The sequence below is a fragment of the Shewanella donghaensis genome, from assembly GCF_007567505.1.
Lineage (GTDB): Bacteria > Pseudomonadota > Gammaproteobacteria > Enterobacterales > Shewanellaceae > Shewanella > Shewanella donghaensis.
Window position 1 is genome coordinate 4527291 of the sequence record NZ_CP041783.1, and the last position, 23128, is coordinate 4550418.

The 23128-nt window shown below is 41.7% G+C and carries 15 protein-coding genes; 7 read left to right on the plus strand and 8 right to left on the minus strand.

Annotated elements, in window-relative coordinates:
• Positions 1 to 5 precede the first annotated feature (5 nt).
• Complete coding sequence (gene bamB / locus FPK91_RS19355) at positions 6 to 1193, plus strand: outer membrane protein assembly factor BamB (RefSeq protein ID WP_144213509.1); 1188 nt, start codon at positions 6 to 8, stop codon at positions 1191 to 1193.
• A 77-nt stretch (positions 1194 to 1270) separates the two neighbouring features.
• Positions 1271 to 2749 (plus strand): ribosome biogenesis GTPase Der, encoded by a 1479-nt coding sequence (der, locus tag FPK91_RS19360; RefSeq protein WP_144213511.1) that lies wholly within the window; start codon positions 1271 to 1273, stop codon positions 2747 to 2749.
• 101 nt (positions 2750 to 2850) lie between these two features.
• Here der and FPK91_RS19365 read toward each other — a convergent pair whose 3' ends face one another.
• The 4 genes from FPK91_RS19365 to FPK91_RS19380 form a co-directional block, all read right to left on the minus strand.
• Complete coding sequence (locus FPK91_RS19365) at positions 2851 to 4359, minus strand: DUF3300 domain-containing protein (protein WP_227006627.1); 1509 nt, start codon at positions 4357 to 4359, stop codon at positions 2851 to 2853.
• A 195-nt stretch (positions 4360 to 4554) separates the two neighbouring features.
• Positions 4555 to 5919: an ATP-binding protein gene (locus FPK91_RS19370; RefSeq protein ID WP_144213513.1), complete on the minus strand. Its 1365-nt coding sequence runs from the start codon at positions 5917 to 5919 to the stop codon at positions 4555 to 4557.
• Between the two features lie 8 nt (positions 5920 to 5927).
• A complete protein-coding gene (locus tag FPK91_RS19375) occupies positions 5928 to 6605 on the minus strand; it encodes a response regulator transcription factor (RefSeq protein WP_144213515.1) in 678 nt (225 codons plus the stop codon).
• A gap of 61 nt (positions 6606 to 6666) precedes the next feature.
• Positions 6667 to 7023 (minus strand): PepSY domain-containing protein, encoded by a 357-nt coding sequence (locus FPK91_RS19380; protein ID WP_144213517.1) that lies wholly within the window; start codon positions 7021 to 7023, stop codon positions 6667 to 6669.
• 289 nt (positions 7024 to 7312) lie between these two features.
• Between FPK91_RS19380 and FPK91_RS21020 the strand changes: the two genes are divergently transcribed.
• Positions 7313 to 8305 carry a choice-of-anchor H family protein gene (locus FPK91_RS21020; RefSeq protein ID WP_227006628.1) on the plus strand — a complete coding sequence of 331 codons (993 nt, stop codon included), beginning with the start codon at positions 7313 to 7315 and terminating at the stop codon, positions 8303 to 8305.
• 186 nt (positions 8306 to 8491) lie between these two features.
• On the opposite strand, the gene xseA is transcribed toward FPK91_RS21020, so the two are convergent.
• On the minus strand, positions 8492 to 9820 hold the full coding sequence (gene xseA / locus FPK91_RS19390) for an exodeoxyribonuclease VII large subunit (protein ID WP_144213519.1): 1329 nt from the start codon (positions 9818 to 9820) through the stop codon (positions 8492 to 8494).
• A 121-nt stretch (positions 9821 to 9941) separates the two neighbouring features.
• Between xseA and guaB the strand changes: the two genes are divergently transcribed.
• From guaB to tadA, 3 genes are all read left to right on the plus strand, one after another.
• On the plus strand, positions 9942 to 11414 hold the full coding sequence (guaB, locus tag FPK91_RS19395) for an IMP dehydrogenase (RefSeq protein WP_144213521.1): 1473 nt from the start codon (positions 9942 to 9944) through the stop codon (positions 11412 to 11414).
• A gap of 118 nt (positions 11415 to 11532) precedes the next feature.
• The gene (guaA, locus tag FPK91_RS19400) at positions 11533 to 13110 is read left to right on the plus strand and encodes a glutamine-hydrolyzing GMP synthase (protein ID WP_144213523.1); all 1578 of its coding nucleotides are present in this window, start codon (positions 11533 to 11535) and stop codon (positions 13108 to 13110) included.
• Between the two features lie 331 nt (positions 13111 to 13441).
• Complete coding sequence (tadA, locus tag FPK91_RS19405) at positions 13442 to 13927, plus strand: tRNA adenosine(34) deaminase TadA (protein WP_227006781.1); 486 nt, start codon at positions 13442 to 13444, stop codon at positions 13925 to 13927.
• Between the two features lie 348 nt (positions 13928 to 14275).
• Here the strand turns inward: tadA and mltF are convergent, their stop codons facing one another.
• Positions 14276 to 15733, minus strand: coding sequence for a membrane-bound lytic murein transglycosylase MltF (gene mltF, locus FPK91_RS19410; RefSeq protein WP_144213526.1), 1458 nt, complete (start codon positions 15731 to 15733; stop codon positions 14276 to 14278).
• A gap of 372 nt (positions 15734 to 16105) precedes the next feature.
• Here mltF and purL point away from each other — a divergent pair, with 372 nt between their 5' ends.
• Positions 16106 to 19987 (plus strand): phosphoribosylformylglycinamidine synthase, encoded by a 3882-nt coding sequence (gene purL / locus FPK91_RS19415; protein WP_144214601.1) that lies wholly within the window; start codon positions 16106 to 16108, stop codon positions 19985 to 19987.
• Positions 19988 to 20150: 163 nt separating this feature from the next.
• On the opposite strand, the gene FPK91_RS19420 is transcribed toward purL, so the two are convergent.
• Together FPK91_RS19420 and FPK91_RS19425 are read right to left on the minus strand one after the other, a co-directional pair.
• Complete coding sequence (locus FPK91_RS19420; RefSeq protein ID WP_144213528.1) at positions 20151 to 20939, minus strand: DUF3800 domain-containing protein; 789 nt, start codon at positions 20937 to 20939, stop codon at positions 20151 to 20153.
• A gap of 1001 nt (positions 20940 to 21940) precedes the next feature.
• Complete coding sequence (locus FPK91_RS19425) at positions 21941 to 23002, minus strand: sensor domain-containing diguanylate cyclase (protein WP_144213530.1); 1062 nt, start codon at positions 23000 to 23002, stop codon at positions 21941 to 21943.
• Positions 23003 to 23128: the final 126 nt, after the last annotated feature.

The following is a 23128-nucleotide window of genomic DNA, read 5'->3' on the forward strand; positions in this document are numbered from 1 at the left end:
GCCGAATGAAGTCTTTATGCAAAACTTTGCTAGCTGCGGGCTTGAGCGTTGCAATGCTATCTGCTTGTTCTTCAAATGATAATGAAGAAGAAGTTGTAACAGAACTTACTGAAATTCAAGCGACTGTTTTTCCAACAGTAGATTGGAATGTTAACGTTGGCGGAGGCGTCGGCGATTATTATTCTCAACTAAAACCTGCTATCCGTTATGGGCACATCTATGCTGCTGATCGTAATGGTGAGGTTGTCGCTTTTGATCAAGAAACTGGCAAAGTAGCTTGGCGTAAAGATTTGGCTGCTGAGTTTAAAGATTCAGCACTTGCTAAAACCAAAGACATTCGTATTGCAGCTGGTGTTACTGCTGGCCGCAATAAAGTGTTTATTGGTGGTGAATCAGGTTTGCTTGTTGCATTAGATGCAAAAACAGGTGAAACCATTTGGTCCACAGTTGCAAGCGGTGAATTATTATCTTTACCAACTGTGTCAGAAGATTCTGTTGGCGTACATACCAGTGATGGTAACTTTGAAGCATTTGATATTGATGATGGCACTAAGCAGTGGACTCATGAAATGCAACTTCCTAATCTGACTCTGCGCGGCACTAGTTCGGCAGCTTATGATTCAGGTGGTTTTTTCTTAGGTACAGCTGATGGTAAGATTGCTGTCATTGTAAAAAATAACGGTCAAGTCGCTTGGGAACAAGCCGTGTTCACACCTACTGGCGGTAATGAGTTTACTCGTATGGCCGATGTGGACATGACACCGTTAATTTTGGGCGATAATTTATACGCGGTAAGTTACAATGGTAACTTAGTGTCTATGGAGCTAAGAACGGGTCGTGTTGTTTGGACGCGTAAATATTCTAGCTTTAATGAATTAGCTACCGCTGGCGTTGGACTATATTTAGTTGACGACCACAGCCGAGTGTATTCAGTAGACAGACGTAATGGCCTAGAACTTTGGAGTAACTCTACGTTAATGAATCGTAGTTTAACTTCACCAGCCGTTATTGGTTCTTATATCGTTGTAGGTGATTTTGAAGGTTACCTGCATTTTATTGACCGCAGCACCGGCGAAGTCGCTGGGCGTATTGAGGTCGATAGTGATGGTTTATTCTCACAACCTGTAGTGGTTGATGATAAAGTTTATGTGCAAGGGCGTAGCGGAAAGCTCGCGACTGTTGTACTGCCATAAACTAAGAAACAAACCGTATTAGAGCCCCTGGAAGTGTGTTCCGGGGGCTTTTTATTTTAGTTTTTAGAGGCAAAATCATGATCCCTGTAGTGGCCCTTGTCGGGCGACCAAATGTTGGTAAGTCAACTTTATTTAATCGTCTTACTCGCACAAGAGATGCGCTCGTCGCCGATTTTCCTGGTTTAACTCGTGACCGTAAATATGGACGTGCGTTTTTAGCTGGTTATGAATTCATTGTGGTCGATACTGGTGGTATCGATGGCACTGAAGAAGGGATTGAAACCAAGATGGCAGAACAGTCGCTAGCTGCGATTGAAGAAGCTGATGTGGTGCTATTTTTAACGGATGCTCGTGCTGGTTTAACGGCCGCCGATTTAGCAATTTCAGAACATTTGCGAAGCCGCGATAAAGTCACCTTTGTTGTTGCCAACAAGGTTGATGGTATCGATGCCGATTCTGCTTGTGCAGAATTTTGGTCATTAGGCTTAGGTGAAGTATATCAAATGGCAGCAGCGCAAGGTCGCGGTGTTACCAATATGATTGAATACTCACTTGCTCCTTATGCTGAAGCGATGGGTATTACTCGTAAAGAGGAAGGCGAAGAAGATGAAGATGTTCGCGAATACACCGAAGAAGAAGCTGAAGCTGAACAAGAACGCTTACAAAACCTGCCAATTAAGCTTGCCATTATTGGTAAGCCTAACGTAGGTAAATCAACACTTACAAACCGTATTTTAGGTGAAGAACGTGTTGTTGTTTACGATGCACCAGGTACCACTCGTGACAGTATTTACATTCCAATGGAACGTGAAGGCCGTCAATACGTTCTGATTGATACAGCAGGTGTTCGTCGCCGCGCGAAAGTCAGTGAAGTTATCGAGAAGTTCTCAGTGATTAAAACACTGAAAGCTGTTGAAGATTCTAACGTGGTATTGTTAATCATTGACGCTCAAGACGGTATTACCGAGCAAGATTTAGGTTTGTTAGGTTTTGTGCTTAACGCTGGTCGTGCGATTGTCATTGCTGTTAATAAATGGGATGGCCTTGACCAAGCATTTAAAGATAACGTAAAAAGCGAATTAGATCGTCGTTTAGGTTTCATCGACTTTGCCCGTATTCACTTTATTTCTGCTCTTCACGGTACAGGTGTTGGTCATTTATACGAGTCTGTTGAAGAAGCGTATGACAGTGCAACGCGCCGTGTAAGCACATCGATGCTGACTCGCGTGATGCAAATGTCACAAGATGATCATCAGCCACCACTAGTTCATGGTCGCCGAGTGAAGCTTAAGTATGCCCATGCCGGTGGTTATAACCCACCAATTGTTGTGGTGCATGGTAACCAAGTAAACAAGTTACCAGACTCTTACAAACGCTATATGATGAACTATTTCCGTCGTTCATTGAAAGTGGTTGGTACGCCAATTCAAATGCGCTTCCAAGAAGGAGCTAACCCATTTGAAGGCCGATATGAAAAGCTAACTGTAAGCCAGGAGCGTCGCCGTAAACGCGCTATGAGCCATATTACTACTCGTAAAAAGAAACCTTTAGACTAGTAAATAATAGAATTGAAAAAGCCTGAATGATAAACATCATTCAGGCTTTTTAGTTTCTAACGTAGTGACTCTTTAACGTTCGGTTAGACACTCTCTCACTGCTACTTGATACGCTGTTTTGTCGACGATTTATGGCTACTCGAACGATTGCTAGTTCGGTTGTAATTTGACGGCTTGCTTGAACGTTGCTGTGCCCTTGCTGTTTGAGTATTTGCGCGAGTGTTATTTGCCCGTGCAGTTTGGCTTTTATTAGCCTGCCTGTTTGTTGCCTGTGAGCTAATCGCTTGTCTGCTACTTACTTGCCTATTTGCTGTTTGTCTTTTCGTGACTTGAGTATTAGCTGCTTGCTTGTTTGTCGAATAACTTTTATTGACCTTATGAGTCGTTGTTCTAGTTGACGTTGTATTACGAGTTTTATCTACTGAGTTCTGCTTATTAACAGCGTTTTGTTTTTTGTTGGAATAGTGTCTATTCGAACCTGTTAAATCTGCTTTGTTGCTTGTTCTCAATGCTTTATTTCGTTGGTTATTATTAGTTTTTAATGCTTTATTTACACGCTGCTGATTAGCAATATGAGCAGACTTGTGCTTATTAAATTGCGTTGGTTTAGCATTATGCTTTGAGCTGTTACTGCGTTTATTCACATTGTTTGAATGAGCCACCTTATGGGTTTTGTTATAACGCGCACGGTCATATTTATGACTCACTCTTGGTGCTTTATAAGCCACGCCGCGACGGTGAGCGGGTTTATGTTTCCAGCGCTGTGAACCTTGGCTATAAGCTATTTTATGTGGCTTACGGTAGTAATGACTTTTGTGATGATTGACTACTACCACGCGTCGATGGGACCAATGCACCGCCCCAAAGAAATAATTAAAGTTGATATAAACACTTGGCCCCCAATAAATAGGGCGATGTGGGCGATAATGGGCGTATGCAGGATAGTGCCAATAAACGGGTGGGTATGCATGCCAGCGCCAGTTACCGTAAACAATTCTTGGGTCATAATAAGGTACGTACACCACTTCTGTTCGGGCTGGCTCAATGATGATTTGTTTCTCAACGCGAGTGACCGTCATGTTGTCCATGTCATCGAAACTATTGGCTTCATCAGCTTGATGGCGTAAGGTTTGAATGCTGGCAAGTACTGTTTCTTCATCTTGCAGGAATGCTTCACCTAGTTCCTGTGTCCACTCAATATCTTCATTTAGCTTTTCAAGCACAGTAGGAAAGGCAACTAATGCCATGACACTAGGATCCCAATCTTGTTGCTGTGCTTGTTGCATTTTTTGTTCGCTATCAAGCTGACTGTGTTGTTGCTCCCAGCGACGTGCTTGTACAACTTCTAAAGGGTACGTAGCAGCTATGAGGATGTGCGTTAACAGACTATCTGGGTATAAAGCGATTGGTGCTAGCATTTGAGCTAACTGTGCCTCAGATAAGCTTACATTTTCTACTATTGATGAAGCATCAGACTGGTCGTAACCATTGTTAGACGAATTGGTGGTTGCGAGTGCTGTTGGTGTCAGCATCATACACACGGCAAGTAAGCTTGTTTTGATAAACATAATGCTGGGTGTGTTGCTCAGTGCTTGATTAAGTCGTTTCATATTGTCTCCAACCCCTTTCAAAAAGGCAGTTTTTGAATGTTAGGGTTAGAATAACAAAGTGAAAATGAACACAAGATGAAAGCGAGGGATTAATTTATTTTAAGCAGAAGTAATTTTGATGCTAGTAGCTTTTGATTCGATAGTTGAAATAGTCGTTAATAATAGATTGAAACAGTCGATCATGATGGTGTTAAATTAGTCTTTAAAGGTAATGGTAAATTTGGCGCCGCCAAAGGTACTTGATTGTTCAACAGCTAACTCACCTTGATAACTTTCCACAATATCACGCACTATGGCTAAGCCAATACCGTGTCCTTGTTGGTAGGTATCAGCTCTCATTCCACGCTCAAAAATACTTTGCTGTTGTTCAACAGTTAGGCCTTTACCATCATCTTCAATAATGAAATGTAATCGATTATCTGTTTGTTCAACGCTCAGGCACACTTGAGATTTTGCCGCTTTACAGGCGTTATCTAAAAGGTTACCGAGCATTTCACTTAAATCGGCTTCTTCGCCTTTAAATAAAATATTGGGTTGTGCTTGATAATCAATATCTAACTTTTGGTCTTGGTAAATTTTGCTCAAGGTGCGGACTAACTTACTGGCGACATCATCGACTTCTATTCCTAAATGCCACGCTTTGTTGCCGCTAACTTTGGCTTTATTGAGCTGATAGCTAATGATGCTGTTGATGTTGGCGGCCTGTTCTTTTGAATCATCACTTAAATCACGCTGGCTTTGTAATACTGCTAAAGGGGTTTTTAAGCTATGGGCAAGATCTGACAGGGCATTTTTATAACGTTGTCTTTGTTGTTGCTCTGTTTTTAATAACACATTGAGCTGCTTTGCTACGGCATTAAGCTCAATAGGGTAGTTTTGTTCAATGTGGGTTTGTTGCCCTTGTTCTACAAGGCTTAATTCTTGAGTAAAGCGATTTAATGGCCTTAAAGTCCACAATAACCAAATGGCTTGTATTAAAGCTAAAACCAGCATTAACACCACTAACCAAGTCCAGAGAGTGGCGCTGAACTCGCTTATTTGCCGCTGGAAATCGGCATCATCTTTTATGATATGCACGGTGATCGGTAAAGGGGTTGAATCGGTTTCAAAACTGACGCTAAAGCTAAACACCACATGTTCGTTTTGTTTGTTATCAGCGGCATCATCAAAGTTAGTCAGTGATAATACGCCTTCACCCATAGTGGGCTCTGGCAGTGTTGGAAATGACAAACCTAAAAAGGATTCTGACGACCAAACCAGTTTATTCTCAGTGGTGATAAGTGCATATAAACCTGAGCCGACAATATTGAATTGATTTTCAAGTATGTAATTAGGCATGACCACACTGTCATCTTTGACTTCAGCTACAGCGAGTACTGAATAAACGTAAGCTCTTAATTGATTATTGATTGATTGAGTTATTTGATGCTTAAAGGCGTTATTGACAGCTGCACCGATCAAGGGTAATAACACCAATATTAGTAATAAGCCACTCAGCATTAACCTTACTTTTAAGGAGTTAAAAGCGTTGAAGTTGAGATTAGTGAAAGGCTTTTTCATTGTTAATGCTAATTATCTAACAGACGTAATCGATAACCTTGACCACGTAAGGTTTCAATTAATTTATATTGATTATCAGGATCGAGTTTTTTACGTAGTCGGCGAATAAAGACTTCAATTACATTTGAATCTAAGTCGAAATCTTGATCATAAATATGTTCAATTAAAGTCGGTTTAGAGATGACTTCACCCTGATGCATCATAAAATATTCGAACAATTTGAATTCTGAGCTGCTTAAAATAACCGATTGCTCTAAATGTGATAGTGCCAGCGTTCGAGTGTTGAGACTAAACGGACCATTGGTGATGACAGGGCTTGCTTGCCCAGCAGAGCGACGTATTAACGCATTAAGGCGAGCGACTAATTCTTCTGGCTGAAAAGGTTTTGTCAGGTAATCATCAGCACCTGAATCTAGCCCTAGCACTTTGTCTTGCCAACCATCTCGGGCTGTTAATATTAAAATGGGGTAATCAATTTGCTTATCGCGTAGTTGAGTGATTAAACTCAGCCCATCAATCTTAGGTAAACCCACATCAATAATGGCAGCATCATATTGATGCTCCATCGCTTGAAATAAGCCATCTTCACCATCAGATGAAATATCCACGCTGTAATTTGCAGCTTGTAAATGTTCACTTAGATTACGTTGTAATCCTAAATCGTCTTCAACCAATAGTATTCTCATGCCTAGCCTCTTATATCTCGCTGATAAAAGTTCAGCCTCTAAAACGGTCGCTTATAAAGCATTAGTTCCTAGACACTGATCCCGTTCGCGCATTAACCAAGGCATAAAACACCATACCTTTACTTGAAAGCAGTTTGACGCGATACCCAGGAGAGCCATTAATTGAGGTTGATTGCACAGAAAGCACTTTAGCCGAATATTGTCTTTTGGCTAACTGCGCTGCTTGTTGTGAACTATTTACCGCGAGCTTTTTCGATTGACTACGTTGATTTTGATTTGGCGTCTGGCTAAATGATTTGTTGGTGCCTGCATGACCCCAACTCCCCGAAATTGATGCAGCCTGAATTAAGCCAATATTGAGTAAACTCAATATTAATGCCAACACAGGAACTATTAATTTCGTTGTTACTTTGCTCATTTGCCAAGTCCAATTCAATATTTATCTTTGAAATCAGTCATCAGTGTAAAAGATCCGCTGGAATATAGAAATAGTTGTTCACTAACAAGATGGTTAATTCCTCGTACATTACAAACTGCTTGAGCGTCATTATCCATTGGTATTTATGAATTGAACCTGAACGTGTTCAGCTTGCATTCATTTTCAATGGCTTTTAATACAGTCATTAACGCCAGACTTCTATTACAAACTATCTACGGTTTGGTTAGTTGAAGTATTAACTCAAGCGCTGTTTCAGCAAGGACGGATTATGATGACATTACCCACTAAAAAATGGCCTTTAGGCGCTATTACTATCGTATGTATGAGCCTATTGGCTTGCGTTACATTAAGCGAAAAGGCGCAAGCCGCAGATATTTCAGCAGATGAACAGACAACTAAAACGGTTGTGAGTAGCGTAGGCCGTCAACTTGAAAGTGCTGAGTCGTTAAACGTTAAATCGAGCAATCATTTATCAACAACTAGATTTTCAGCAACTACTTTATCGCCGACGGTTTCATCAACAGCCATGCAAGCAACAAGGCAGCGCATTGAAGCTTTGCATAATAGCACCAAGCAGTTAACGCCAACGGTGAAGCTATCGCGTTCACAACATCTTGAATTGTTAAAAAAGCAAACTGTAGATCAGCGAATAGATCAGCGAGTCAGTGGTTTAAACGCTGCTTCAACTCAAGGTGGCGGTGATGGCAATGCCTCGTTGATATACATCCAGCCAGGATTGCGGGATTTCTCAATTTATGAGGCATACAGTCATTTATATGATGATTTTGATGAAGATGGTTTTTATCAAACATTCACGGTGACATTCGATGCCGATGTATATGGATTTAGTGTTGGAGAGCCTGCAGACGTTTATGGCGAACTTTATTTAAGCCGTAATGGTGGGCCGTGGGAGCATTTTTACTCCACTGATATTTTTACTATTTATGGTGAAGCAGAAGATGACAGTTTTGAAGTACTTACTACCTTGGCACAAGGTTACAAAACCGATTATTACGACGTACTGATTGATTTATATGAAGTGGGTTATGAAGATATCGTTGCAACGATTAGTAGTGAAGATGTTGATAGCTTATATGCACTGCCATTAGAAAGTAGCGACAGAGATGCGGTTTATATTGAAGAAGAAATCATCGAAACTGAAGTGATAGTCAGTGGCGGTAGTACGTCTGGTGTGATGTTAATCCTAGGTTTAGCTTTGCTATTCATGAGACGAAATTATGAGCAAGAAAGTGTTAACTAATGCAAATTGTTAACTAATAAAAAGTGCTACCTCATGACCTGATTAACTTCAGTTGCTCTTTTTAAGCTTAGCGACTTTTTTAACCCCAAGGGCTTTCATATGCCTCAACGACTTGTACTATCAAACAGAGTCGCTGAGGTTATTCATTTTGCTTAATGAAAGTTACTTAAGCATTTATTTAGCCAATCACTTAGCTAATGATTTAATTTCACCATGATGTAGCTGAGTAACGAGTAGATCACCTGAGCTCACTTGGTCAGCTTGCTCAATCACATTACCATTCTTGTCTTTCGTTATACTGTAACCACGGCTTAAGGTGGCTAGAGGACTGACGGTTTCAAGTTTATGGGCACTGTAACTGAGTTGCTTGCTGGCATTATTAAGCGAGTGCTTCATGGCATCATTTAAGCGGCTACTTAAATAAGTCATTTTATTTTGTTCTAGGGTGAGCTTGTGGGCTGGAGATTGTCGTTGCAATCGGCCTTTTAACTGCTGTTGTCTCAGTTCTGCTTTAGCCATTTTGTGTTGTAGAGCAGATTCAAGCTTTAACTGCATTTCATCAAAACGTTGTTCAAGCTGTTGTAGCTGCCTTTTAGGATCTTGTCTTTGCAGCTGGTGGCTTAATTCAGCAAGTTGGGTGCTTTGATGCAATATGTAATGACGGTAAGCTTGTCTTAAACGCGCGAAAGTCGCAGTCAATTTTTGGCTTTTATTGCCTTTGTCATCGGATAACAACTCAGCCCCTGCCGATGGCGTAGGCGCTCTTACATCAGCAACATAGTCACTGATGGTGGTATCAATTTCATGACCTACCGCGCTCACTACGGGCAATGCACTGTTATAAATAGCGTGGGCTAAGTCTTCATCGTTAAAGCACCATAAATCTTCCAGTGAACCACCACCGCGAGTTAGGAGTATTACATCAACCTCAAGGCGTTTATTGGCGGTAGTTATCGCATCGATAATTAATTTACTGGCAGTAGCACCTTGTACTTGAGTGGGGTAAATCACCACTTCGATAGATGGATCACGCCTAGAAAGCACATGAACCACATCGCGAATGGCAGCGCCTGTAGCAGAAGTAATAACACCTATTCTTTGGATATTTTTCGGTAAAGGGCGCTTAGTTTCTGTTGCAAATAAGCCTTCCGCCGCTAATTTGAGTTTAAGCGCCTCATATTGCTGTGCAAGTAAACCATCACCCGCAGGTAACATTGACTCTAATAATAATTGATAATCGCCGCGGGGCTCATAAACACTAATCGCACCTTTAACTAGCACTTGTTGACCGTTAACTGGTTTGAACGGGACGGACTGATTTCGGCCTTTGAACATCGCACAACGAATTTGCGAGCGACTGTCTTTTAAGGTCATATACCAATGACCTGAATTTGGGGAAACAAAGTTCGAGATTTCGGCCTCTAACCAGACCTTTCCGAGCTCTCCTTCAAGCAGCTGGCGGACTTCACCGTTTAATCGCGAAACAGAGTAAACATTATTTTTCGAGCTTTTCATCAAATTCGGCCACCCAATAGGATTTTTTCACTATTTTCCATTTACCAACCTAAATATGCAAGGTATAATCCCGCCGCAATATTTACCCCTTCTAAACCCTACAATTTCTGGGAGATGTTGCATGTTAAGATTAAGAAATGACGCACTAACATTTGATGATGTATTACTAGTGCCTGCTCACTCAACCGTCCTCCCAAACACCGCTATTCTGAAAACTCGTCTGACTAGAAAAATAGAATTAAACACCCCAATTGTCTCTGCAGCTATGGATACCGTAACTGAAGCTCGCTTAGCGATCGCGATGGCTCAAGAAGGTGGTTTAGGTTTTATTCATAAAAATATGACGATTGAACAGCAAGCTGAAGAAGTTCGTAAAGTTAAAATTTACGAAGCGGGCATTGTTCAGCAGCCAGTAACAGTAACCCCACAAACGACTCTTGCCGACCTTAAAGTGTTGACTGAGCGCAATGGTTTTGCGGGTTACCCAGTGATTAATGAAGCAAACGAACTAGTCGGTATTATTACCGGCCGCGATGTACGCTTTGTGACCAACTGGAGCCGTACTGTTGACCAAGTTATGACCCCTAAAGATCGCTTAGTTACTGTACCTGAAGGGACTAAGTTAGATGAAGTACAAAAACTCATGCATTCTCACCGTGTTGAGAAAGTACTGGTCGTTGATGATAACTTCAAGCTTAAAGGTCTTATCACTGTTAAAGATTTCCAAAAAGCTGAACGTAAACCAAATGCATGTAAAGACGAGTTAGGTCGTTTACGTGTTGGCGCAGCCGTAGGTGCAGGCGCTGGTAACGAAGAGCGTGTAGCAGCATTGGTTAAAGCTGGTGTTGACGTATTATTGATTGACTCATCTCATGGTCACTCAGAAGGTGTATTACAACGTATTCGTGATACACGTGCAGCATTCCCTGACTTACAAATCGTTGGTGGTAACGTTGCAACAGCAGAAGGCGCATTAGCCTTAGTTGATGCTGGTGTTGATGCGGTTAAAGTCGGTATCGGCCCTGGGTCAATCTGTACGACTCGTATCGTTACTGGTGTTGGTGTACCACAAATCACAGCGGTATCTGATGCAGCAGCGGCTATCAAACATCTTGATATCCCAGTTATCGCTGATGGAGGCATCCGTTTTTCAGGTGATTTAGCTAAAGCATTAGCAGCTGGTGCATCTTGCATCATGGCAGGTTCAATGTTTGCTGGTACTGATGAAGCGCCGGGCGAAACTGAGCTATACAATGGCCGTGCTTATAAGTCATACCGCGGCATGGGTTCATTAGGCGCAATGACCCAAACTCAAGGTTCATCTGACCGTTATTTCCAAAGTGACAATGCTGCTGACAAATTAGTACCAGAAGGTATTGAAGGTCGCGTTGCTTACAAAGGCAAGTTGAAAGAGATTATTCACCAGCATATGGGCGGCTTACGTTCATGTATGGGTCTGACTGGTTGTGCAACCATTAAAGAATTAAATGAAAAAGCTGAGTTCGTTAGAATTACTTCAGCAGGCATGGGCGAGTCTCATGTGCACGATGTCACCATCAGTAAAGAAGCGCCGAACTATCGTAGCGGCACTTAATAATTAATAAGGCGCTCATTTATTAGAGCGCCTTTTTTTCAATTTCATTATGCATTTGAAATTATGCATTTGAGATTGAAGCAAACCTACTCTAGAAAAACCAGATATAAGGTATCCCATGAGCAACATTCATGAGCATAAAATCCTGATCCTAGATTTTGGATCGCAATACACGCAGTTAATCGCCCGCCGTATTCGTGAAATCGGTGTTTATTGTGAGCTTTGGGCTTGGGATGTATCTGAAGAGCAAATTAAAAGTTTTGCTCCCAACGGCATTATCTTAGCCGGTGGCCCTGAAAGTGTGACTGCAGATAACTCACCTCGCGCTTCAGAATATGTGTTCAATGCTGGCGTACCTGTTTTAGGTATTTGTTACGGCATGCAAACCATGTCTGAACAGCTTGGCGGTAAAGTGATTCAAGGTGTCGGTGAAGGTGAATTTGGTTATGCACAAGTTGAAGTGCAAACTGAATCAGCATTATTCAAAAGCATTGAAGATGCCATCAGCGAAACAGGCAAGCCATTACTTGACGTATGGATGAGCCACGGCGACAAAGTGTCTGAAATTCCAGAAGGCTTTGTCACTGTCGCTAAAACTGAAACTTGTCCATTTGCTGCTATGGCCAATGAAGATAAGAAATTCTACGGCGTGCAATTCCACCCTGAAGTGACCCATACTCGCCAGGGTAAACGCATGCTTGAGCATTTCGCTTTAGAGATTTGTGGTTGTCCTGCGAATTGGAAACCGTCATCAATCATTGAAGATGCTATCGAAAAACTTAAAAAACAAATCGGCGACGATGAAGTTATTTTAGGTTTATCAGGTGGTGTTGATTCATCTGTTGTGGCAATGCTGCTGCACCGCGCCATTGGTGACAAGCTGACCTGTGTATTTGTTGATAACGGTCTGCTGCGTTTAAACGAAGCAGAGCAAGTGATGGACATGTTTGGCGATCATTTCGGACTGAACATTGTTCACGTTAATGCAGAGCACCGTTTCTTAGAGCAAATGGCTGGCGAAGCAGAACCTGAAGCTAAACGTAAAATCATTGGTCGTGTATTCGTCGAGATTTTCGATGAAGAGTCAAAGAAATGCGCAAATGCAAAATGGTTAGCACAAGGGACTATTTATCCTGATGTGATTGAATCTGCAGGCAGCGCAACAGGCAAAGCCCATGTGATTAAGTCTCACCATAATGTTGGCGGATTGCCAGATGATATGGAAATGGGCTTAGTTGAACCATTACGTGAGTTATTTAAAGATGAAGTCCGTAAGATTGGTTTAGAGCTTGGTCTGCCATACGACATGCTTTACCGTCATCCGTTCCCTGGACCGGGTCTAGGTGTGCGTGTACTTGGTGAAGTTAAAAAAGAATACTGTGACTTACTGCGTTTAGCGGATGCTATCTTCATTGAAGAACTGCATAAAGCTGACCTTTATAACAAAGTAAGCCAAGCATTTACCGTGTTCCTACCTGTACGTTCGGTTGGAGTTATGGGCGATGGTCGAAAATATGATTGGGTAGTGTCGCTGCGCGCAGTTGAAACTATCGACTTTATGACAGCGCATTGGGCACATTTACCATATGACTTCTTAGGTCGAGTATCTAACCGCATCATTAATGAAATCGATGGTATTTCTCGTGTGGTTTATGATATTTCAGGTAAGCCACCTGCAACAATTGAATGGGAATAACCCATTTAGATATTGCTGAATAAACAAAAAGGCGCTTAGGCGCCTTTTTTGTTTTAAACTATCTAGCTTAATAGAACTGTTTTACTGGTATTTTTACCGCGACTGTTTTTTACAACTGTTTTTTACAACTGTTTTTTATAACTAAAGCTTTATGAATTATCGAGCCCCCATGCCAACATCTACTGACATTGCAGATCCTATCATTGATGCAGATCTTGAAACCAAGCCTGAAACTGAGCCTAGCACTGAACAAGTGAATAAGCGGGTAAATAAGCAGATTAATCAATTGGGTCAATTAATTGAAACCGAGCTGACTACTGCCCAGCAAGCTATGGATGAAAAGTGGATGCGAGTGGCTATGGAGCAAGCCACGTTAGCTGAAGCTAAAGGCGAAGTGCCTGTTGGTGCTGTGTTGGTTAAAGATGATCAGCTGATTGCCAGTGGTTTTAATTTGAGTATTACCGAGCATAACCCAACAGCTCATGCCGAAATTGAGTGCATTCGCGCAGCTGGACAAGCGTTAGAAAACTATAGGATGTTAAATACAACCTTGTATGTCACGTTAGAGCCGTGCTCAATGTGTGCTGGCGCTATGGTGCATAGCCGTATTCAGCGAGTGGTATTTGGCGCAGACGATTTAAAAACAGGGGCGGCGGGGAGTGTGGTTAACTTAGTTCAGCATGACGATTTTAATCATCAGCTTGAAGTGACATCGGGTGTATTAGCCGATGAATGTGCATCTCAATTAAGTGCCTTTTTTAAACGTCGAAGAGAAGAAAAAAAAGCACTTAAAAAATTACAACAACTGCAACGTTAATGATAAATGCAGCAATTAGGCTACAGGTTGTAAAAAGGCAAAAAATAACTTTTGGCGATTTAGCATTCTACGGTGTTTAAGCTTAATGCTGTTGCGGCGACGAGCATTATTATTGATATTTTTTCTCATATTTTACCTACTCTTTTTCTAGAATTTTTTAGCAAGATAATCTGCGTATTAACTGAGGTAATATGCTTGTTGGAATGGTTATACCACAGAGTGTCAATTTAGTGGAGATATCTTCAGTAAGATATAAATAATGATACAATTTCGATAGATAATGGCAGATAAACATTACAGTTATTCGTTCACCTTTAATGTTCACCTTTGATGTTCACCTTTGATGTTCTATTGCGCTGCTGACTGCACAATATTCTCAGGGTTATCGATATCATCAATTAATTCATCAGTATTTTCAGCAATTTCCTCCTCAAGATTTTCATCAATGGATTCCATTTGCCTACTTTGGTTATCGACCCATACTAGAGTGTCATAGTAGCGACGAATATTATCCACGTAATGTACAGCTTCACTGCCGCGGGCGTAACCATAGCGGGTGCCTTTATAATATTTCCGTTGTTGAAGTAACGGTAATACCTGTTTTACATCACGCCATGCACTTGGATCTTTACCCATACCTTGGGTGATTTTTCGGGCATCTTCTACATGGCCTAAACCCACATTGTATGACGCAAGCGCAAACCAGATCCGCTGACTATCAGGAATAGAGTCAGGTAGGCGGTCGATCATTTTTTGTAGATAAATGGCGCCACCACGAATACTTTGTTCGGCGTCGAGTCTGTTATCTACCCCAACAGAGCTTGCTGTAGGTTGAGTTAACATCATCATGCCGCGCACACCTGTTGGAGAACGGGCTTTAGGGTTCCAATGAGACTCTTGATAACCCGCCGCAGCGAGTTTACGCCAATCTAATTCACCAGCGTGTTTTTCAAATAAGGCTTGGTACTCAGGTAGCACATTATCAATCGCGCGAATAAATGCGCGGGTATCGACATAATCAAAACGCTTAACGTGGCCAAAGTACTTTTCGTTTAAATGCTCCAGGGTGCCATTACGTTTTTGTTGATGCCAGAAAGAGAGTAACGAGCCCATTAGCACATCACTGCCAGTGGGTTGCAATAACCACACTACATCCGTTTTCTCATTCAGTACCATTCCTTCCCGTAGTTCAGGTAAGTAACGTTGATTGATTAACAGGCTATTTGAATCAGCAATGGTATATAGCAACTCGCCAGCAGCGACTAATGAAAATAGCTCTTCATTATCTTTGTCGTAAACTTGCTGCCATTTAAGGTTCGGGTGTGATTGTTTGAGTTTGAATAAGGTGTCGACCGCAAAAGATTCAGCAATAACGCTGATGTCGCCGAGTAAGTTATCGAGGTTTCGAGGTTTAACTGATCCTGACTTATATACCAGCACTTGATTGACTTCATATAAGGTCGGTCCAAGAAGAAATTGTTCTCGACGGTTTTGGGTGGTGGTAATCGCAGCCGCAACGATATCAATGTCATTGTTTCGCAGCGCTTCAAATAATTGTTGCCTATTGGTGTATGGGATCATTTCTAATGGCACATCAAGGTGCTTAGCAAACTTAGCGGCCATTTCATAATCAAAACCACTTTCACCCTGATCTGAGGTGAGGTAGGTTTGCGAGCCGTAAAGTGTCCCTACCTTTAAAACGGTACGAGTAGGGGTGTTTTCAACAAATTCAGTGGCTTCAAAACTGGCTTGTTTACAAGCTGTCAGTAGTAAGCTAAGTGAAATAATCGCTAAAAGTTTCGTCATATCCATCAGTAGTTTATTAGGAGTAGGCACAACAAGGGTTGAAATAAGCCAGTAAACAAAAGCGTATAGCAACTTAATAAATTGTCACAGCTATTGATACTTTAGCAGTAGTTTTGTATTTCACCTAGGAATCGACTTAAGAGGTTTAAATTATACAGTTGAATTCATTAGATAAATTGAATTAAAAAAAATATTTAAAAAATTTAAAATTGCTGAAATATTCAATAGTTAAATTGTCGGATTTATTTGATTGTTTTCGTTAACGGGAAACACTGTTCTGGCGTGCCTTGGTGGGTGATTTATAGAGAGTGTTTCCCTATAATAGCGCCAATTCTTACCCTGCCATTATAATTAATAAGGTGAATTGACGTGATTGAGATCATTCGCGGAGCCCCAGCACTTTCAGCTTTTAGAGTTCAAAAGCTTATGGAGGCCTGTGAAACAGCAGCCCTTCCTGTTGAGCAAATCTACGCTGAGTATGTCCATTTAGCCGATTTAAGTGACAAGCTTGATGATAAAGAATATCAGCAACTTGAAACCATTTTAACTTACGGACCTGCAATTGAATCTCATGCTCCAGAAGGGTCATTGATATTCGTGACACCTCGCCCTGGAACGATTTCTCCTTGGTCATCTAAAGCAACTGACATCGCTAAAAATTGTGGTCTAGGCAAAGTAAAACGTCTAGAACGCGGTATTGCCTACTATGTTTCAGGCGCATCGTTAACAGCGCAGCAGCTAGAGCAAGTGAAAGGCTTAATCCACGACCGTATGGTTGAAGTGATTTTACCTGAGTTTGCCGCTGCATCAGTGTTGTTTGAACGCACTGAGCCGTTGCCTTTCAAAAGTATTAATATTTTAGCTGAAGGTCGCCGCGCCCTTGAAGTGGCTAACGGCCAATTAGGCTTAGCGCTAGCAGAAGATGAAATCGATTATTTAGTTGATAACTTCGTGCGCTTAAACCGTAATCCAAACGACATCGAGCTAATGATGTTTGCCCAGGCAAACTCAGAGCATTGTCGTCATAAGATTTTTAATGCTGATTGGACTATCGATGGTGAAGTTCAGCCTAAATCATTATTTAAAATGATTAAGAACACCATGGCTGTGACCCCTGACAACGTATTATCGGCTTATAAAGATAATGCCGCGGTAATGACAGGCAGCGTTGCGGGTCGATTCTTCCCCGATCAAGATGGTGTGTATAACTATCACACTGAGCCAATGCATATCTTGATGAAGGTTGAAACCCATAACCATCCTACTGCGATTAGCCCATATCCAGGTGCTGCGACAGGTTCAGGCGGAGAAATTCGTGATGAAGGCGCAACCGGTCGTGGTTCAAAACCTAAAGCGGGTTTAACTGGCTTTAGCGTATCAAACCTTAAAATCCCTGGTTTTGTGCAGCCATGGGAAGGCGACTATGGCAAACCTAGCCGTATTGTAACGCCACTTGAAATCATGACTGAAGGCCCATTAGGCGGCGCAGCATTTAATAACGAGTTTGGTCGTCCTGCATTAGTCGGTTATTTCCGAACTTACGAGCAAGAAGTATCAAGCCATAACGGCGTTGAAGTACGCGGTTACCATAAGCCAATTATGTTAGCTGGTGGTCTAGGTAATATTCGTGAAGATCATGTTCAAAAAGGCGAAATTACCGTTGGCGCTAAGCTAATTGTACTTGGTGGCCCTGCAATGAACATTGGTTTAGGCGGCGGCGCTGCTTCATCAATGGCATCAGGTCAATCAAGCGAAGATTTAGATTTTGCTTCAGTACAACGTGAAAACCCAGAAATGGAACGTCGTTGTCAGGAAGTGATCGACCGCTGTTGGCAGATGGGTGATGACAACCCAATTCAGTTTATTCACGATGTGGGCGCGGGCGGTTTATCAAATGCCTTCCCTGAACTTGTGAATGATGCCGACAGAGGCGCACTGTTTAATTTACGTAACGTGCCATCAGATGAGCCGGGCATGAGCCCACTTGAGATCTGGTGTAACGAATCTCAAGAACGTTACGTTATGTCAGTGGCACCTGAAAACTTAGAAACCTTCAAGAAAATCTGTGAGCGTGAACGCGCGCCGTTTTCTGTGGTAGGTGAAGCAACTGAAGAGCAGCACCTTACTCTTGAAGATAGCCACTTTGACAACAAGCCAATTGATTTACCGCTTGAGGTTTTATTAGGTAAAGCACCTAAAATGAGCCGCGATGTGGTTTCAATCAATGCAGATTTTCCTGCATTTGATATGGCTGGTATCGATATTAAAGAAGCGGTATCGCGCATCTTACATTTACCAACCGTGGCTGATAAGTCTTTCCTTATTACCATTGGTGACCGCTCGGTAACCGGTTTAGTTAACCGTGACCAAATGGTTGGCCCTTGGCAGGTACCTGTTGCCGATTGCGCAGTAACTGCAGCAAGTTATGACAGCTACGCCGGTGAGGCCATGTCTATTGGTGAACGTACACCATTAGCATTACTTGATTTTGGCGCTTCAGCTCGTATGGCCGTTGCCGAATCAATCTTAAACATTGCTGGTACTGATATTGGTTCATTCAAGCATATTAAATTATCTGCTAACTGGATGTCTGCAGCAGGTCACCCTGGTGAAGATGCCGGTCTTTACGAAGCTGTAAAAGCGGTCGGTGAAGAGCTTTGTCCTGAACTTGAGTTAACTATCCCAGTGGGTAAAGACTCAATGTCGATGAAGACAGCGTGGAATGAAGCAGGCGAAGATAAAGCCGTTACTTCACCAATGTCACTGGTTATCACTGCATTTGGTGTAGTAAAAGACATTCGTAATACAGTGACGCCAGAGCTTCGCACTGATAAAGGTGATACAGAACTGTTACTGATTGATTTAGCCAAAGGTCAAAATCGTTTAGGCGGTTCTTGTTTAGCGCAAGTTTACAGCCAGTTAGGTGCCGTAGCGCCAGACTTAGATGATGCCGCAAGCCTTCGTGGATTCTTTGAAGTGATTCAGCCGTTAGTGGCTGAGCAAAAAGTTATTGCTTACCATGACCGCAGTGATGGTGGTTTATTCACTACACTAGTGGAAATGGCATTTGCGGGTAATACCGGTCTTAATATCGATTTAGCAGCGCTTAAAGGCACAGACCTTGAGCGTTTGTTTAATGAAGAATTAGGTGCGGTTATTCAGGTATCTAAAGCTGACTCAGCTAATATTCAAGCTCAGTTCGCTGCAGTAGGTGTGTCTTGCCAATATGTTGCCAAGCTAACCCAAGATGATCAAATCACTATTGTTGACGCTGAACGAGCAGTCTTTGCTGACTGCCGCGTAGCACTGCGCACCATGTGGTCTGAAACCACATATCGCATGCAGGCATTACGTGACAACCCTGAATGTGCTAAAGAAGAGTTTGAACTTAAGCAGCAAGCCAATGACCCAGGTCTAACGGTTGATTTACGCTTTAACCCAAGCGAAGACGTTGCCGCACCATTTATCTTAAAAGGTGTTGCACCTAAGATGGCGATTATTCGTGAGCAAGGGGTTAACTCGCACGTTGAAATGGCAGCCGCATTTGACCGCGCAGGTTTTGAAAGCCGCGACGTGCATATGTCTGACATCTTATCGGGCCGCATTAACCTAGAAGAATTCCAAGGCCTAGTAGCTTGTGGTGGTTTCTCTTACGGTGATGTTCTGGGCGCAGGTGAAGGTTGGGCTAAATCGATACTGTTTAATGACCGTGCCCGTAATGAGTTTTCACAGTTCTTTGAACGTGATGGCACTTTAGCATTAGGTGTATGTAACGGTTGTCAGATGTTATCTAACCTGAAAGAAATCATTCCAGGAAGTGAGCATTGGCCACACTTTGTCCGTAACCGTTCAGAGCGCTTTGAAGCACGTGCGAGTTTGGTTGAAGTACAAAAGAGCCCATCAATCTTCTTTGAAGGTATGCAAGGTTCACGTATGCCAATAGCTGTGTCACATGGTGAAGGCCGCGCAGAGTTTAAATCAGTTGAAGCATTAGCCGCCGCTGAAGCAACAGGGACTGTAGCACTGCGTTACGTTGATGGTAATGGCGCTATTGCCACCCAATACCCACAAAACCCCAATGGTTCGCCAAATGCAATATCAGCATTAACCACTACAGATGGCCGAGTGACGATTATGATGCCGCATCCAGAGCGAGTATTCAGAACTGTTGCCAACTCTTGGCACCCAGATGATTGGAGCGAAGATAGCCCATGGATGCGTATGTTCCGTAACGCACGAGTGAAGTTAGGTTAAGCTTCACTTAACCTAGATTGAGTTAACAGCAAAAAGGCGACCATTTGGTCGCCTTTTTATTGGATGGGATTTGTGTAGAGAGTATTGCTAACTCATTTCTGGACAGAAATGATTTAGAGCCTTGAGCCTAGCTAAATACTAAGGTTGACGTCTTGAACTCTTGTTAAGTGCCGGTTATTACTTCGTATTCTGCTCTACTAATGTTTGGTACTGAAAAATTTGGGACTATATCTTTAGTTGCAGGAATAGCCCTCGTTTGTATTGGAAAATGCCAAATGTTAAACATTTTATTTGGTCTAGTATCATATGCCAATTGATCCCAACCTAAAATTGCAGCCATTCGAAACACAGCAATCTTTTTTGCCATTTGCATTTCAGCTTTAGAGTTGAAATATAAAAGATAACCAGTATTAACAGCTCCAGTTAAGATATCTACAGCCTGTAACCCCCAATGAAGCTTTGAGTTTTGCATTGTTACATGTTCAATTTTTGAGGTCGTTGGTAACTTTGCAAGCATATGATTAGTAATAATTTGCATGACTTCATCTTGTTTAGGATATTTTGTACTTTTCTGGTCTATATAAACTTTAAAGTTAGCATTTAAACCTTTACTACTTTGATTCAGAAGTTGGTTATATGTTGTGTAAAAAGCGGCTTCTTCATCTTTATGCCATTTATTATAAGGTGCTTTTGAAACTGCAATGGCATGAAAAGTACATGGACTATTTAGAATAAATCTTAGAATATTTAAGCATAAATTAATTTGCCCTGAACTTTTTCTTACTTTTTCCCATTTTATTTCACCTTGCATCCCACTAGATTTATAGATTTCTTCAATATGAAAGTTGAATTGGTCTAAATAATCACTTGGAATATTTAAAATACCAATTGTATAACAGGGAGATCCTTTTGAAATTCCACTTTCGTCAGCAAATGATACGACATCGTTCATCAGACTCTCCATGTGCAAAGGCACTTAACATTTTAGTATTAGCGAGAATTCAGATAAATACCCTTAGGTACTCTTCGATATTTCATTCGCGAAAATTCTTTAATTATTAATATTTTTAGTAACTTATCAGTTTCAATACCTTGAATCAATCACGTTTAAATCAATGTGAAACCGAGGGTTTACGTAATTATTGGGTCAGAGTAAACTTTATAAGAGAGTTGAAGGCACATATCATTGAATGGTTTTTCTTCCCTAAATGACGTGCTAGATGCTTGTGTTCGAGGTTGCCTAACTCTGTCCTTAAGTTGTCTTACTTTAATATAACAGACGATCTTAATCCAATGTTTTGCTTAGTTTTTATTGGCTAATTTATCGAAACGCATCACTTCAATCTAATCCATTGCCTGCCGCAGGCTTATGTGCAGATACAGCTGCGAGACGCTGCAAGTACGTCCCTGTAAGCTCTGCCAAAACATCCATGTTTTGGAAGCTCGCTGCTGCATCTACACTGGGATTATTACCTCTTCGATTTGACTGTATTTGTGGCGATTAAAAAAAGCTAAAAAGACCAACAACCTAATCTGCTAAAAGGCTCAATTTGAATTGAGATCATCGAGAAAAGGCCGTGAGCTTGGCATGGATGCCAAGTTAGCTTTCGTTAGGCCAGGGATGGCCTATCGGAAGCGTTAGGGCTTTTCGACAATGACCGAAGTTAGCAACAGACGAAGTCAAAAGCTGGATCAATCCCCATCGAAAATTATGCGCTTTTCAGCATTTTTCGACGGGGCAGCGGGGCCTAATTCTTTAATAAAGAGTATAGAGGGTATTGCTGTTGATACCCTTTTGGTCTGGTGTGGGCGAAGCGCCACGACGTTAATCCAAACAGAGTTTGGAAACACAGAATAAAATTCAGATATCAAAATCAGGTGTAAGTGGAAAACCCACGATGTTAATCCAAACAGAGTTTGGAAATACAATGGCCTCAATCACCATAAAATTAGCTAATTAGCTGATAAAACTTTAGTCACGCTATTCAATCTATTACGTCCTTGGGCTTTAGCGTCATAAAGTACTGTGTCAGCTTCAGAAATAATATCTCCAATCAGCTGAGTAATATCATCAGCTTTGTAATTATCAAAACTAAAATGACAAGCACCAATTGAAACGGTAATCGGGTTAGCTGCGATAGCGATAGTGCCTATGTCGTGCATGATCCGTTGGCAGACAATGGCACATTGTTCTTGATTAGTGTCTGGTAGCCAAATTAAGAATTCTTCACCGCCAAATCGGGCGACTAAATCATAATCTCGAAGTGATTGAGCAATTTTTTGCGCGACTTCCACTAATACATCATCACCTTTTTGATGACCCAAAGTATCATTAAGCAGTTTAAAGCGATCAATATCGATTAACGCAATAGTGCCTTTGCCTTGAGTACGACTTAGCCTGTTTAGGTCTTTTTGCAGTGTTTGATGCATTCCACGTCGATTAGGGATATTGGTCAAGCTGTCGTAATTGGCTAAGTGATGCAGTTCTTTATTAAGTGCTTGGAGCTGGGCTTCTTGTTCTCGGCGAATTAACTCGACTTCAACCCAAGATGCCATTAACTGCAAAGCATCAATATCAACGTCGCGAAACATTCTTGGGTAGGGTGTTGGGCTGGAGAAATTAAGGGTGCCATAGAGTTCGCCGTTTAAGCGGATGGGTATACCAATATAGGATTCAAGTCCAAATGCCTTATATGCAGGGTGTACAGCGAAAATATCGTTTTCACCCATGTGTTCAATACCCACAGGACCTTTTGCATTACAGGTAATACTGCAGTATGTCGAATCTAAGTCAAAGCAGTCTTCAGGGTTTAAAGGCACTTCATCTGGGGTAACGCAGTATTTAACCACATATTGGTCTTGATCAATTTTAGATAAAATCCCAATACATAAATCAAACCGTTCTAGCCCCATCTTTAATAGCTCGATTAGCTGATATTCAAAGCCTTTACTGTGATCTTGGGTGACTTGGTATAGCCGGCGAATAACGAGTTCGCTGCTTGATTTATTGGTCATTAATTTCATCCTTGCAATTAATTCGATCACCTTGGGTAAGTGAAAGGGTTACAACGAGTAATATTTTTATTCTTATTCTTAATGCTTAAGCATCAGAATATAAATAACTTGAGCTAGAGTAAACAT

Bases quoted from the DNA above. Each gene is read 5' to 3' on its own strand.
- bamB (WP_144213509.1), top strand. From the start codon at position 6: ATGAAGTCTTTATGCAAAACTTTGCTAGCTGCGGGCTTGAGCGTTGCA.
- der (WP_144213511.1), top strand. From the start codon at position 1,271: ATGATCCCTGTAGTGGCCCTTGTCGGGCGACCAAATGTTGGTAAGTCA.
- FPK91_RS19365 (WP_227006627.1), bottom strand. From the start codon at position 4,359: ATGAAACGACTTAATCAAGCACTGAGCAACACACCCAGCATTATGTTT.
- FPK91_RS19370 (WP_144213513.1), bottom strand. From the start codon at position 5,919: ATGAAAAAGCCTTTCACTAATCTCAACTTCAACGCTTTTAACTCCTTA.
- FPK91_RS19375 (WP_144213515.1), bottom strand. From the start codon at position 6,605: ATGAGAATACTATTGGTTGAAGACGATTTAGGATTACAACGTAATCTA.
- FPK91_RS19380 (WP_144213517.1), bottom strand. From the start codon at position 7,023: ATGAGCAAAGTAACAACGAAATTAATAGTTCCTGTGTTGGCATTAATA.
- FPK91_RS21020 (WP_227006628.1), top strand. From the start codon at position 7,313: ATGATGACATTACCCACTAAAAAATGGCCTTTAGGCGCTATTACTATC.
- xseA (WP_144213519.1), bottom strand. From the start codon at position 9,820: ATGAAAAGCTCGAAAAATAATGTTTACTCTGTTTCGCGATTAAACGGT.
- guaB (WP_144213521.1), top strand. From the start codon at position 9,942: ATGTTAAGATTAAGAAATGACGCACTAACATTTGATGATGTATTACTA.
- guaA (WP_144213523.1), top strand. From the start codon at position 11,533: ATGAGCAACATTCATGAGCATAAAATCCTGATCCTAGATTTTGGATCG.
- tadA (WP_227006781.1), top strand. From the start codon at position 13,442: ATGGATGAAAAGTGGATGCGAGTGGCTATGGAGCAAGCCACGTTAGCT.
- mltF (WP_144213526.1), bottom strand. From the start codon at position 15,733: ATGACGAAACTTTTAGCGATTATTTCACTTAGCTTACTACTGACAGCT.
- FPK91_RS19420 (WP_144213528.1), bottom strand. From the start codon at position 20,939: ATGAACGATGTCGTATCATTTGCTGACGAAAGTGGAATTTCAAAAGGA.
- FPK91_RS19425 (WP_144213530.1), bottom strand. From the start codon at position 23,002: ATGACCAATAAATCAAGCAGCGAACTCGTTATTCGCCGGCTATACCAA.